This window comes from Streptomyces sp. HPF1205, from assembly GCF_020400825.1.
GTDB lineage: Bacteria > Actinomycetota > Actinomycetes > Streptomycetales > Streptomycetaceae > Actinacidiphila.
In genome coordinates this window covers 56,287-70,668 of the sequence record NZ_JAINVH010000022.1, presented here as the reverse complement: position 1 = coordinate 70,668, position 14,382 = coordinate 56,287, and the positions used below count along the sequence as shown (strand labels likewise).

The window sequence follows — 14,382 nt, the reverse complement described above, 5'->3', positions numbered from 1 at the left end:
CAGGTGAAGCCCTTCGAAGCTGGCACGTGGGCTCTCGCGATGTCAAGAGAAAGTTTCCGCGATCAGACCGGAGAGTTTCTGCGCAAGCAGACTTTTCGTTTCCTTGCCGGGGTCTTGCGTCCGGGGCGAGGGTGCACTTAACCTCACGGCCATATTCAAGCGCTTCGAGAGCTCCGTGATCGCGGCGCCTCTCAGCGGCGGGCGCCAGGGCCGGCGGCGATCGCTCGCGCTTCTCCCTCTCCTCCCGCGTACACACCGCCCAGGCGTCGAACGACGTGCTCGTCGCCGAACGAAACCTCTACGGCGAAAGGTTCCACCATGAGTAACGCCATGAACCGGAGAACGCTGCTGAACGGCGCTGTCGCCGTCGCCGGGGCCGCCGCCCTGTCCCCGGTGCTCAGTGCCTGCGGCAGCGGTTCCGCGGCCAAGGGCGGGACCAACAGCAAGACCGGCCTGGCCGCCGCGCTGCCGGCCTACCGGCCCAGCAACGCGATCAAGCCGGACATCCCCTCCGTCACCGGAACCGCGGGCGCCTTCACCGACCCCGGCTTCCTGACCTACCCCGCCAACCCCGTGAAAACGGTCTCCGGCACGCCCGGCAAAGGGGGCCACTACACCGCGGTCACGCCCATGTGGGGCACCCTGCCGCCCCCGGACAACTCCTACTACCGGGCCGTGAACAAGGCTCTGGGCGCCACCATCACCATGAAGCCGGCCAACGGCAACGACTACGCGACCATCATCCCCACGATGACCGCGTCGAGGAAGCTGCCCGACTGGATCCAGCTGCCGACCTGGTGGAACAACAACTTCAACGTGGGGGAACTCGCCGGTACGCAACTCGCCGACCTGACCCCGTACCTCGCCGGCGACAAGATCAAGAAGTACCCCAACCTCGCCGCGATCCCCACGCTCGCCTGGCAGGCCGGAGCCTGGCAGGACAAGCTCTACGGCATTCCCTCCTTCGCCAGCGGCATGCCCCTGTCCGGGGCGGTCTTCTACCGACGGGACATCCTGGAGCCCAAGGGCATCACCGCCGCCCAGGTGAAGTCGGCCCAGGACCTGTGGGACCTCGGCAAGGAACTGACCGACGCGAAGGCGGGCGTCTGGGCCTTCGACGACGTGTGGACCTATCTGTCACCGGCCTGGGGAGTTCCGTCCGGCTGGAGGCTCGACGACGGCAAGCTGGTCCACGGGTGGGAGACGCCGGAGATACTGGAGGCGCTGGACTGGCACTACAAGCTCGCCAAGGCCGGCTTCGTGCACCCGGACGCGCTGGCCGGCAACACCAACGACCAGGGCACCCGGTTCTACGCCGGCAAGGTCATGATCTCAGGCGGCGGCACCGGCGCCTGGAACCTCTCCGACTACCAGTCCGGCACCACGGCCGACAAGAACTACCGCCGGGACGCCTTCGACATCATCGCCGCCGACGGCAAGTCCACGCCGCGGACCTACCTCGGCGCCGCCACCAGCATCATGAGCTACCTCAACGCCAAGCTCGCCGGCGACCAGATCGAGGAACTGCTCTCCATAGCCGACTACCTGGCCGCGCCGTTCGGCTCGACCGAGTACACGCTGGTCAACTACGGCGTCGAGGGCGTGCACTACACGATGCAGAACGGCGCCCCCACGTACACCGACGAGGGCAAGAAGACCGCCCAGCAGCAGACGTACCCGTTCCTGGCCTCCCCTGCCAGCGTGGTCAGCAACCCCGGCGCCGAGATGGTCACCAAGGACTACACCGACTGGTGTGCCCGGGCCGTCAAGCACCTGTACAAGCCGCTCTTCTACGGCATGAACATCACCCTGCCGCAGCGCCTGTCCACCGCCGCCGCCGGGCAGCAGCTGACCGACACCATCAAGGACGTCACCCACGGCCTGAAGAAGGTCTCCGACTACCAGAACGCGCTGTCCGCGTGGAAGGCCGCCGGCGGGGACCAGCTCAGGAACTGGTACCGGACCAACGTCCTGGACAAGAACGGCACCGGTCAGTAACGGACGACGGCGTGCGGCGGGTTTCTCGCGACGCCCGCCGCCGAGCAAGGAGGAACGGTGCCCGCCGCATCCACCAGGGTGAGAAAGCCGCAACGAAAGAGCAAGGACTCCGGTGCGACCCGCGCGCAGGGGGGATCGACGTCCGCGACCGCGAACGCCACGGGAGCGGGTGCGAACTGGCGGGTCAGGCTGCGCCGGGACAAGTCCCTGATCATCATGACCGTCCCGGCCGTCGTGCTGCTGCTGGTCTTCAACTACGTGCCGCTCTTCGGCCTGATCACCGCCTTCGAGTACTACGATCCGCTGTCCGGGGTGGTGCACAGCCAGTGGGCCGGACTCGCCCAGTTCCAGCAGCTGTTCCACGACCCGGTTTTCTGGGCCGCCCTGCGCAACACCCTGTGGCTCAGCTTCGTCCAGCTCGTTCTCTTCTTCCCCGTTCCGATCGTGCTGGCCCTGCTGCTCAACTCGGTGATGAGCGAACGGCTGCGCAACTTCGTGCAGTCGGTGGTCTACCTGCCCCACTTCTTCTCCTGGGTGCTGACCATCACCATCTTCCAGCAGATGCTCGGCGGCGCCGGCCTCCTCAACCACTTCCTGGCGCAGCACGACATGGGGCCGTGGAACATCATGACCGACCCGCACACCTTCGCGTTGCTGGTCACCGCGCAGAACGTGTGGAAGGAGGCGGGCTGGAGCATCATCGTCTTCCTCGCCGCGCTCGCGGGCATCGACCAGAACCTCTACGAGGCCGCCGCCGCCGACGGCGCCAAACGCTGGCGCCGGATGTGGCACATCACCTTGCCGGGGATGCGCGGCGTCATCGTCCTGATGCTCGTACTGCGCCTCGGCAACGCCCTGTCCGTCGGCTTCGAGCAGTTCCTCATCCAGCGCAACGCGGTGGGGCACGAGACCGCCGACGTGCTGGACACCTTCTCCTTCTACTACGGCATCGCCACCAACAACTACGGCTACGGCGCTGCCGCCGGACTGTTCAAGAGCGTGATCTCGCTGCTGCTCATCTGGGGCGCCAACAGGCTCGCGCACGCTTTCGGCGAAGACGGGTTGTATCGCAAATGAGCCAGTCACTGACACCCGCGCGGCCCGTTTCCGCGATGCGGCCCGTCCGCCGCCGCACCAGCCGCCCGGCCTGGGAGGAGCAGCCGGGCGCCGTTGCGCAGACCCTCAAGGGCGGCGTCCTGGTCCTGGTGGTCGCGGCCGTCCTGGTGCCCCTGTGGATCGTGGTCCTCACCAGCTTCTCCACCCCCGGCGCCATCAACCGGGCCGGCGGCCTGGTCCTGTGGCCCGACGGGCTCACCGCGGACGCGTACCGGCAGATGCTCACCAACGGCCCCGTCACCAGGGCCGTACTGGTCAGCCTCGGCATCACCGTCATCGGCACGGCCATCTCGATGGCGGTCTCCGTGCTGTGCGCCTACGGACTCTCCCGCTCCCGCTCGTTCGGCCACCGCGCGATCCTGCTGGTGCTGGTCGTCACCATGTTCGTCGGCGGCGGCATGATCCCCACCTTCCTGGTGGTCACCGAGCTCGGCGGCTACGGCCAGTACTGGGCCCTGATCCTGCCCGGCGCCGTCTCGGTCTTCAACATCCTGGTGCTGCGCGCCTTCTACTCCGGCACGGCCGGCGACCTCATCGACGCGGCCCGAATCGACGGGGCCAACGATTGGCGCATCCTGTGGTCGGTGGTGCTTCCCACCTCCCGCGCCGTCACCGCGGTCGTAGCCCTGTTCTACGCGGTCGGCTACTGGAACTCCTTCTTCAACGTCATGCTCTACATGCCCACCGACAGCACCAAGTGGCCGCTGCAGTACGTCCTGCTGCAGTACGTCAACCAGGGCATGTCCATCCCCGGGTCCGCCAACAACGGCTTCGGGTCCCACCACGCCCAGACCGCCCCCCTGTCGCTGCAGATGGCCGTCGTGGTGCTGACGCTGGTGCCGATCCTCCTCGTCTACCCCTTCATGCAGAAGCACTTCAGAACGGGCGTGCTCACCGGCGCCATCAAGGGCTGACCCCGGCGACAGTGACGACACCCCGGACAGGCACGCGGTACGCGAGTACGCAGGAAGCAGAGAGGGAACCACCTGCATGGTGACACTGGTCGAAGTGGCCGAGGCCGCGGGCGTCTCCCCGAGTACGGTGAGCTACGTCCTCAGCGGAAAACGCAGGATCTCCACGCCCACCCAGCTGAGGGTGCGGGAGGCGATCGCGCGGCTCGGCTACCACCCCCACGCGGGAGCCCGCGCCCTGGCGGGCAAGCGCTCCCACATCATCGCCCTGGTGGTCCCGCTCCGCGCGGACCTGTACGTGCCGGTCATGATGGAGATCGCCATCGCGGTCACCGTGACCGCCCGCCGGCACGGCTACGACGTCCTGCTCATCACCAACGACGAGGGCCCCGACGGAGTGCGCCGGGTCGCCCGCAGCGGCCTGGCCGACGGCGTCATCCTGATGGACGTCCAGCTCGACGACCCGCGCATCGCGGTACTGCGGGAGACCGGCAGCCAGGCCGCGCTGATCGGCCTGCCCGGCACCACGAGCGGACTGGCCTCGGTCGACCACGACTTCGCCCGCGCGGGCGCGCTGTGCGCGGAGCACCTGGCCGCACTGGGCCACCGGGAGATCGCCTTCATCGGCTACTCCCGGGCGGTGTACGAGCGGCACGCCGGCTACGCGGAGCGGACGCTGGCGGGCTTCCAGCAGGCGGCCGACGACCTCGGACTGCGGGTGCTGCACCGTCCGTGCGAGGGCACGTACGAGTCCACGGCCGGGGCCTTCACCCGGATACTGGCCGACCGCCCGGGGACGACGGGCTTCGTGGTCCAGAACGAAGGCGCCATCGGTCCGCTGCTGTCCCTGCTGCGTACCTCCGGCCGGGCGGTCCCCGAGGACGCGTCGGTGGTGGCGTTGTGCCCCGAGCCCCTGGCAGAGCAGTACTCGCCCCCGCTGACCGCGGTGACCGGCCCGGCGAGGGAACTCGGCGCGCGGGCCGTCGAACTGGTCAGCTCCCGCCTGAACGGCACACCCACCGACGAGATCACGCTGCTGACCCCCGTGCTCACCCCCCGCGACAGCTCAGGGCCGGCACCCCGTCCGCCGGCGGCGGGCGGCGCCCGCGATGACGAGCAGCATGGCCGCTGCCCGGTTGACCGCGAGGGAGCGAAGCGGCCGAGTCTACGCATGGGCTCCTCCGGGACGACGGCCATGGCACCTGCGAGCGACGGCGAACGCTGAGGCGATTGCGGTGGGCTGTGGGGCGATGAATCCTGGTCAGAGCCTGGAGAGAAACTCTCCAAGCAAAAGATGATAGAATTTCCGGCGATTGCGAAAGGTAGCGAGGAGCCTCCGGCCGGGTCAATAGCCGTGCACGAAGGAACGTTTGAGCACAGAGGTGCCCAGGTGCGCCCGGGCGGTGCCTCGGTGTCACGCCAACGGCGCGAAGACGGACACGTTCACGAAGGGCAGCCGTGACGGACATGAGACCGGGGGGATCGTCGGCCGACGGGCAGGGCTCGCGGGGTGACGGTCCGGGTTCGGTGACCATCGCGTACATCGCCGAGTCGGCGGGGGTGTCGGTTCCCACCGTCTCGAAGGTGCTCAACCGCCGTTCGGGGGTCGCGGAGGGGACCAGGGCGCGGGTCGAGGAGCTGATCAGCAGGTACGGCTACCGCAAGCCGCCGGGGACCCGCAGCAACGTGGTCGAGCTGGTCTTCCGCGAGCTGGAGAGCATGTGGGCGGTGGAGATCATCCGAGGGGTGGAGCGGGTCGCGCGCAGGAACCGGGTGGGCGTGGTCGTCTCGGAGTTCGGCCTGCACGACTCGGCGGTCATGTCCATGGATGACACGGTGGGTCGGCGCCCGCAGTGTGTGCTGTCGGTGGCGCAGCTGTCGGAGGCCGAGCGGGCGCAGCTGACGGCCAGGAACATTCCCTTCGTGGTCTTCGATCCGATCGACGAACTGCCCGACGACGTGCCGTTCGTGGGGGCGACGAACTGGAGGGGCGGCCGGGCCGCGGTGCGCCACCTGGTGGGCCTGGGGCACCGGCGCGTCGCCATGATCAGCGGCCCGGACCACCCCTTCTGCCGGGCCCGGGTGGCCGGTTACTCCTCGGCGCTGCGGGAAGCGGGCGTGCCGGCGGACCCCGGCCTGCTGGTGCGGACCCTGCTCACGCGGGAGGACGGGTGCGCCGCGGCGCGCGACCTGCTGTCCCGTACGGAGCGGCCCACCGCGATCTTCACAGCCAACGACCTGCAGGCGATCGGCGTCTATCAGGCGGCACGCGAGCTGGGGCTGTCCATACCGGGGGACCTGAGCGTGGTGGGTTTCGACGACCTGCCGGTCGTGGCGTGGATGGACCCGCCCCTGACCACCGTCCACCAGCCGCTGGCCGAGATGGCGATCGCCGCCACCGAACTGGCCCTGGCCATCGGCCGCGGAGAAGAAGTACCCCAGTCGGGACTGGATATCGCGACCTCCCTGGTCGTCCGGGAGAGCACGGCCCCACCGGCCGATTGAGCCCTCCCCGGCCGGGCCGGGCCCGCGGGCGGGCGCTCGCGTCGCGGTGTTCGGAGGGTGCCGTCCGGCACCGGGCCGCCCGTTGGATTCGTAACGTTCAGCCACCCCCGCACCTGGCGGGATTCACTCCACGAAGACGGATGGGGCGAATCGATTCGATGCGACCCCTTGACACTCCGGTGGAGCGGGGTGCAGGTTCTGTATCGGTGAGACCTCGCGTCTGTCCCGCCGCGGATCCGGCCCGCGGTGAGCAACACGGCGAACGTCAATACATGCACTGACGCGCGAACCAAGGCATCTCGCCGAGGGGTGCTCAGGCCCGCGCGCGCCGCCCGTGCGGCGGCCCTGACGGACCGCGACCCGTAAGCCGCGCTTCTGGAACGCCTCCGGCTCCATGGCGCGGTGGAACGGCACGGTCCGAGCGCCCCCCCTTGGCGTTCGCCGCCATGCTTTCAACCGTGCCGGGCACATCACCGGCCCGGGCGCGATGAACTGTTCCACCAGGTGTCCGTCGATCGCCGTCCCGGTGACGCCGGTACCGACACGTCCGGCGTGCCGTGCGATGCGGCCGCCGACGGTTCTTCTCCCCCCACCCCGTGCCACGACCGGGCACGGGCCTGCCCGAGCAGGAGGAACCTTGTCCCCCCTTCCCCCCGCAAAGCGCCGGCGGACCGGCCTGACCGCCGCCGTCCTCAGCCTGTTCGTCGGTGGCGTCGTCGCGCTGAGCACCGCGACCGCCGACGCGGCGGCCGGCTGCTCCGCCACGGACGCGTCGTCCTGCACCGCCGCCGGCGCGCACACCGGCACGTCGGCCGTGAGGCCGCACACGGCGATGTCGGTGACCGCCGCCATGCAGCCCGGCTGGAACCTGGGCAACACGCTGGACGCCATCCCCGACGAGACGTCGTGGGGCAACCCGCTCGTCACCAAGTCCCTGTTCGACACCGTCCGGGCGCAGGGCTTCCGCAGCGTCCGCATCCCGGTGACGTGGGCCGGCCACGAGGGACCGGCGCCGGACTACACCATCGACCCCGCCTTCATGAGCCGGGTCAAACAGGTGGTGGACTGGGCGCTGTCCGACGGCCTCTACGTCATCCTCAACACCCACCACGACTCGTGGGAGTGGATCAGCAGCATGCCCACCGACCACGACGGTGTGCGCAGCCGCTTCGACAAGACCTGGACCCAGATCGCCGGAACCTTCAAGGACGAGCCGGACAGGCTGGTCCTGGAGAGCATCAACGAGCCCCAGTTCAGCAACGTCACCGACGCCCAGGCGGCCCCGCTGCTCGACGAGCTGAACACCTCCTTCCACGACATCGTCCGCGCGTCGGGCGGGAACAACGCCACCCGCTACCTGCTGCTGCCCACGCTGGGCGACACGCCGTCGCAGGCCGACATGGACAGCCTGTACGCCACGATCACCGCCCTGCACGACCCGAACCTGATCGCGAGCGTGCACTACTACGGCTTCTGGCCGTTCAGCGTCAACATCGCCGGCTTCACCCGCTTCGACGCCAACACCCAGCAGGACATGACCACCGACTTCGGCCTGATGCACAGCGAGTTCGTCGCCCGCGGCATCCCCGTCGTCCTCGGCGAGTACAGCCTGCTCAGCTACCCCGACTACACCAAGCCCGAAAGCGTCGAGTACGGCGAGGCACTGAAGTACTTCGAAGCCCTCGGCTACCAGGCACGTGTCAACGGGGTCACCACCGAACTGTGGGACGCCGGGTCGTACATCAACCGCGGCACCCTGCAACTGCGCGATCCGCACCTGTTCGCCCAGATCCGTTCGAGCTGGACCACGCGGTCGGGAACCGCCTCCTCCGACAACGTCTTCCTGCCGAAGTCCGGCGCCATCACCGACCAGACGCTGACCCTCAACACGAACGGAACCAGCTTCCAGGGCCTCACCCAGGGCGGCACGTGGCTCAAGTACGGAAGCGACTACACCGTCGCCGGCACCCAGCTCACACTGAAGGCCTCGGCGCTGACCCGGCTGGCCGCAAGCCGCTCCTACGGCGTCGACGCCACACTGCAGGCACGCTTCTCCCAGGGCGTCCCCTGGCAGATCAACGTGGTCACGTACGACACGCCGGTGCTGTCGAACGCGAGCGGCACGACCAGCTCCCTGACCGTCCCGACCCAGTTCCGGGGCGACCTGCTGGCGACCATGGAGGCGAAGTACGCCGACGGCAGCAACGCCGGCACCGCCACCTGGACCTCCTACCAGGAGTTCAACAGCACGTTCTCCCCGGATTACGGCAACAACGCCATCACCCTCACCTCCGACTTCCTGAACTCCCTCACCGACGGAGCACGGGTGACGCTCACCTTCCACTTCTGGAGCGGCGCCACGGTGACGTACTACGTCACCAGGTCGGGGACCACGGTCACCGGCAGTACCTCCTGAACCATACGGACGCCCGACCGCGGCGGGCCGGACACCGGGACCCGGTCCCGGCGCCCCGGCCCGCCGCGGTCCGGACACGTGCGCGCAGCTTCACGGACCTTGCCACCGCTCACCCGGAGCCGGTGTGCCCTGCTGCCCACCCGGAGAGGACCCCCTATGCACATGACGAACAGGCGCAGAGCGAAACACGACAGGCAAAGCCCGACCAGGCGGGCGCTGACCGCGCTGTCCGCGCTCGGTCTCTTCGTGCTCACCGTGTGCGCGGCGAGCCCCGCGGGCGCCGCGACACCGGCCGAGGTCGCCCCCGTCGCCCCCTCGGACCCGCCCGCGACGATCATCGCGAACGCGGCCAATGTCGTGCCCTCGCAGCGCCAACTGGCGTGGGAACGGCTGGAGGAGACCGCCTTCCTGCACTTCGGCGTCAACACCTACGACGGCAGGGAGTGGGGCACCGGCACGGAGGACCCGAACATCTTCCAGCCCACCGGACTGGACACCGATCAGTGGGCCGCCTCACTGAAGGCCGCGGGGTTCAAGGAGGCCATCCTCACCGCCAAGCACCACGACGGCTTCCTGCTGTTCCCCTCCAAGTACTCGTCCTTCGGCGTCGCGTCCTCCTCGTGGGACAACCACCAGGGTGACGTGATCAAGAACTTCACCGCCTCCATGCACAAGTACGGCCTCAAAGTCGGCATCTACCTCTCACCCGCCGACCTCCACGAGAACCAGCCGGGCGGACGGTACGCCAACGGCAGCGCTTACAAGGCGGTGACCATCCCCTCCGACTCCTCGGAGATCACCAACGGGGTCTCGTTCCACTTCACCTCCGACGACTACAACACCTACTACGAGAACACCCTGTACGAACTGCTGTCCCGGTACGGAAGTGTCGACGAGCTGTGGTGGGACAACGCCAACCCGACCGGGCGGAACCAGCCGTACGACTTCAGCGACTGGATCAAGATGGTCCGCGCCCTGCAGCCCAACGCGGTCATCGAGAACGACGGCGGGCCGGACATCCGCTGGGTGGGCAACGAGAACGGCTACGCCCGGACCTCCGAGTGGTCGGTCGTCCCCTACACCGGCGACGCCTCCACCGCCGCCGACTCCATCCTGTCCGTCCCCGGCGGCAACGGCGCCTCCGACCTGGGCAGCGACGCCCTGCTGTCCCAGCGCAAATCCGACGGCACCAGTGCGTGGAACCTGCTGCGCTGGTCTCCGGGGGAGTGCAACACGACCCTGTCGGCGAACCACAACTGGTTCTGGCATCCCGGTGACCCCCTGCGGGGCGAAGCGGAGCTGGAGGACCTCTACTACGGATCGGTCGGACGCAACTGCAACCAGCTGCTCGACATCGGGCCGAACCAGCAGGGCGTCATCGACGCCCCGGCCGTCTCGGCCCTGTCCCAGTACGGCAAGGCGATCTCCTCCACCTTCAGCACCAACCTCGCCGCGGGCGCCGGCGTGGCCGACGACACCGGGACCTCGAACAGCACCGGCCACGCGCCGGGCCTCGCGCTCGACGGCAACCTGGACAGTTCCTGGCAGCCCGCCGGGAACACCGGAGCACTGGTGTTCACCCTCCCGTCGACCCAGACCTTCGACGTCATCTCGACGCAGGAGGACCTGAACATCGGTCAGCGCGTGGAGTCCTACGCGGTGGACGCGTGGACAGGCGGCGCCTGGAACCAGATCGCGACCGACACCGTCATCGGCCAGAAGAAACTCATCCGTCTGGCATCCCCCGTCACCACCAGCCAGGTGCGGCTGCGCATCACCGGTTCCCGCGCCGCCCCGGGCATCGCCGAGTTCGGCCTCTTCCGCAGGCCGGCCGGATCGAGCGCGAGCGGGACGATCACCTCCGCCGCGTCCGGCAGGTGCCTCGACGTGAACGGCGGCACCACCGCCAACGGCACCCAGCTGCAACTGTGGGACTGCAACGGCGGCTCCAACCAGCGGTGGACCTACACCGCCGGCAAGCAGCTGACGGTCTACGGCAACAAGTGCCTGGACGCCTCCGGGCAGGGCACCAGCCCCGGCACCGCGGTCATCATCTGGGACTGCAACGGCCAGACCAACCAGCAGTGGAACGTCAACTCCGACGGCACCATCACCGGAGCGCAGTCCGGACTGTGCCTGGACGCCACCGGCGGCGGCACCGCCAACGGCACGAAGATCGACCTGTGGACCTGCAACGGAGGCTCCAACCAGCGGTGGAGCATGAACTGACCGATCCTGCGGCCTGACAGGGAGCAGCGGGCCCCGGCCGCGGCCGGGGCCCGCGGACAGGAAGGCTTCGATCCGGCCGATCGCGAGCGCGCCCTGGGCGAGAGGTATGTGGACCCGGCGTCCGACTGAGGATACAGTCTCTGTTTGTCAACAGACGTGACAAACACGTGTGAGAACTCAACGAAACGGGACGGCCCGAGTGACCCATGAGACAGTGCCCCCCTCTCCCTCCCGCGATGCCGCCGACGAGGTCAGGGCGCTGACCGCGGTGCGGCCCAGCGCGAGACAGGTGGCGTGGCAGTCGATGGAGTTCTACGCCTTCATCCACTTCGGCATGAACACGATGACCGACCGCGAGTGGGGGCTGGGCGGCGAGGATCCGGCCCTGTTCGACCCCTCCGATCTCGACGTCGACCAGTGGATGTCGGCGTTCGCCGCGGCGGGGATGACCGGTGCCATCCTCACGGCCAAGCACCATGACGGATTCTGCCTGTGGCCCTCGCGGGTGACCCAGCACTCCGTCGCCGCCGCCGGGTGGCTGGAGGGAAAGGGCGACCTGGTGCGGCTCGTGGCCGACGCCGCGCGCCGACACGGCCTGAAGTTCGGTGTCTACCTGTCGCCTTGGGACCGCACGGAGGCGACGTACGGCTCGGGGAAGGCCTACGACGACTTCTTCGTGCGGCAGTTGGAGGAACTGCTGTCCGGCTACGGCGAGGTGTTCTCGGTGTGGTTCGACGGCGCCAACGGCGAGGGCCCGGGCGGCGCGCACCAGGTGTACGACTGGGAGCGCTACTACGAGGTCGTACGGCGTCTGCAACCGGGCGCCGTGATCTCGGTCTGCGGGCCGGACGTGCGATGGTGCGGCAACGAGGCCGGGCACACCCGGGCCGACGAGTGGAGCGTCGTGCCCGCCGCGCTGCGGGACGCCGAGCGCGTGGCCGACCGCTCGCAGCACGCCGACGACGGCGCCTTCTCGCGGCTCGTCCGCAGCGACGAGGAGGATCTGGGCAGCCGCGCGGCCCTCGCCGGCCGGCTCGACGACCTCGTGTGGTACCCGGCCGAGGTGAACACGTCCATCAGGCCGGGATGGTTCTACCACCGGCACGAGGACGACCGCGTCCGCGGCGCCGGCGAACTCTTCGACCTGTGGTGCGACGCGGTCGGCGGGAACGCGTGCCTGCTGCTCAACGTGCCACCCGATCCCCGTGGCCTCCTGGCCGCTCCCGACGTCGCCGCCCTCACGGCGCTCGGCGAACGCATCCGCGCTTTCCGCGACGCGGTGCTGGACGCCGACGTGCGGCTGTCGTCCGGCGCGCTGCGCACGGACGCGGGCGAGCCCGTGGCCGACAGGTCCGCGCTCGCGCGGCCGGTCCGGGAGGGAGCCCGGCCGTACGTGTGGCGCCCGGATGTGTCCGACGCCGTGCCGACGGCATCACTCGTTCTCGCCGGCCCCACCGAGGTCGCGGCCGTGGTGATCCGCGAGGACATCACGCTGGGCCAGCGCCTGGAGCGGGTCGTGGTGACCGGGGTGGCCGACGGGCGCGAAGAGGTACTGGCCGAGGCGAACTCCGTCGGCCACCAGCGCATCCTGCGCTTTCCCCCGCGCGTCGTGGACGAGGTCGAGGTCAGGATCGAAGCGTCCCGCGGCCTTCCGGCGATCCGTACACTCGCGGTGATCGATGCCGGCGGTGTGCGGTCCAGGGGATGAGTCCCCGCTGCGGACGGCGCCGCGGCACGCGGATGCCGAGAGACTGTTGGATGTACTCATGACCAGCGCACCTGACGACGCCGCCACGCTCGGGGAGGCCGGTGCGGGATGGCCGAAGCTGCACCCGACGACGCAGGCCGCGTACAACCGCATCCTGTGGAACGGGGGACTCTCCAAGAGCGAGGTCGCGAAGAAGCTCGGACTGTCCCGCACCCGGATGACGACGATCGCACGCGATCTGGAGGCCGCGGGTCTCATCGTCGAAGGCGGCAGGGAGCAGCGGGCCAGCACGGGGCGGCCCGCGGACGTGCTGTACGCCAGGACCGGCCTTTTCCACTTCATCGGCGTGCACGTTCGTGCGAACGAACTCGTCGCGGCGGGCATCGACCTGAACAACGAGGTGGTCTGGGAGCGGCGCCGGCACGTCGACGACCTGGACACACGCGTTGTCGGCGCGCTGTGCCGCGACTGGCTGCACGAGGCGGCGGCGAGCGGGTTGCGGGTGGCCGCGCTGGCCGTGTGCGGCAACACGGAGCGGATCGACGGGGCGGCGGACGGCGTCGGCCTCCACGCCGTCGCGCCCGAGGCGGCCCGCTCGGCATGGGAGACGGAGTTCGGTGTCCCGGTGTGGGCGGAGGACGACGTCGTGGCGCTCACCATGTTCGAGCAATGGCCCCGCCTCGCCGAGGGGCAGGACAGCATGGCGCTCATCTCGATCGGGCGCGACATCGGGTTCGGGCTGGTCGCCGACCGCAAGGTCATCCTCGGCGCCCACCGCAGGGCGGGCAGGTTCGCCCACGTACAGGTCGCCTCCGACGGCGCCTGGTGCCCCCGCGGCCATGTCGGTTGCCTGTGGGCGGAGAGCTCCACGACCTCGATCGTGAACGATGTCGCCGGCGTGCGCACACTCGGCGAGGTCATCGAACTCGCCGCGGGCGGCGACCGGGTGGCGCGCGGGCGACTGGCGCGTGCCGCCCACGGGATCGGTGTGGCCGCCGGACACATCCTGAACCTGCTCGACCCGGACAAGGTGATCCTGACGGGTGACAGCCCGTCGATCCTCGATTCGCGTACCGGGGAATTCGAGGAGGGGATGCGCACCGTCTACACCGTGCCGGACCGGCCGGCCATCGAGGTCACCGTGTTCGACTTCCTCGACTGGGCGCGCGCGGCGGCCAGCCTGGCCCTCTACCGCAGGCTCGCCGAATACGACCGCTGAGACGGTGTCCCATCGCGCCCCGCGGACGGGGCCGCAGGCCTGACCGCCGGCCGAAGCCGCTGGGACGGTTCCCATGACCGGGAACCGTCCCGGCGGCTTCACACGTATGCCTGCCCGCGCCCTCACGGCCGCCGACGGCCCGGACCGAGGGGCGGAAGAGGCTCCCGAGCATGCGAGAGGCTACGCCGAGCCCCGAGTTTGTCACCTCCATTGACAAACTCGGGAGGTGTGAGTGATGCTCGTCGCCGCGACAGGCCGAGAGCCTGCCGCGAGCCAAGGG

9 protein-coding genes are annotated in these 14,382 nt (G+C 69.5%); all 9 read left to right on the top strand.

Annotation, left to right across the window (positions count from 1 at the left end; all coding sequences use genetic code 11):
* Positions 1-318 precede the first annotated feature (318 nt).
* On the top strand, positions 319-1,998 hold the full coding sequence (locus tag K7G61_RS23755; RefSeq protein WP_225848981.1) for a Tat pathway signal sequence domain protein: 1,680 nt from the start codon (positions 319-321) through the stop codon (positions 1,996-1,998).
* Between the two features lie 57 nt (positions 1,999-2,055).
* Positions 2,056-3,075: a sugar ABC transporter permease gene (locus K7G61_RS23750; RefSeq protein ID WP_225848980.1), complete on the top strand. Its 1,020-nt coding sequence runs from the start codon at positions 2,056-2,058 to the stop codon at positions 3,073-3,075.
* Positions 3,072-4,028: a carbohydrate ABC transporter permease gene (locus tag K7G61_RS23745; RefSeq protein WP_225848979.1), complete on the top strand. Its 957-nt coding sequence runs from the start codon at positions 3,072-3,074 to the stop codon at positions 4,026-4,028. Before K7G61_RS23750 ends, K7G61_RS23745 begins: the two co-directional genes overlap by 4 nt.
* A gap of 76 nt (positions 4,029-4,104) precedes the next feature.
* A complete protein-coding gene (locus tag K7G61_RS23740) occupies positions 4,105-5,250 on the top strand; it encodes a LacI family DNA-binding transcriptional regulator (protein ID WP_225848978.1) in 1,146 nt (381 codons plus the stop codon).
* A 242-nt stretch (positions 5,251-5,492) separates the two neighbouring features.
* Positions 5,493-6,530, top strand: a complete 1,038-nt coding sequence (locus K7G61_RS23735) for a LacI family DNA-binding transcriptional regulator (protein WP_225848977.1) — start codon at positions 5,493-5,495, stop codon at positions 6,528-6,530.
* Positions 6,531-7,167: 637 nt separating this feature from the next.
* The gene (locus tag K7G61_RS23730) at positions 7,168-8,946 is read left to right on the top strand and encodes a cellulase family glycosylhydrolase (RefSeq protein ID WP_225848976.1); all 1,779 of its coding nucleotides are present in this window, start codon (positions 7,168-7,170) and stop codon (positions 8,944-8,946) included.
* 162 nt (positions 8,947-9,108) lie between these two features.
* A complete protein-coding gene (locus K7G61_RS23725; RefSeq protein WP_225848975.1) occupies positions 9,109-11,175 on the top strand; it encodes an RICIN domain-containing protein in 2,067 nt (688 codons plus the stop codon).
* 199 nt (positions 11,176-11,374) lie between these two features.
* Positions 11,375-12,883, top strand: coding sequence for an alpha-L-fucosidase (locus tag K7G61_RS23720; RefSeq protein WP_225848974.1), 1,509 nt, complete (start codon positions 11,375-11,377; stop codon positions 12,881-12,883).
* A gap of 58 nt (positions 12,884-12,941) precedes the next feature.
* A complete protein-coding gene (locus K7G61_RS23715; protein WP_225848973.1) occupies positions 12,942-14,102 on the top strand; it encodes an ROK family transcriptional regulator in 1,161 nt (386 codons plus the stop codon).
* The last annotated feature ends 280 nt before the right edge of the window (positions 14,103-14,382 follow it).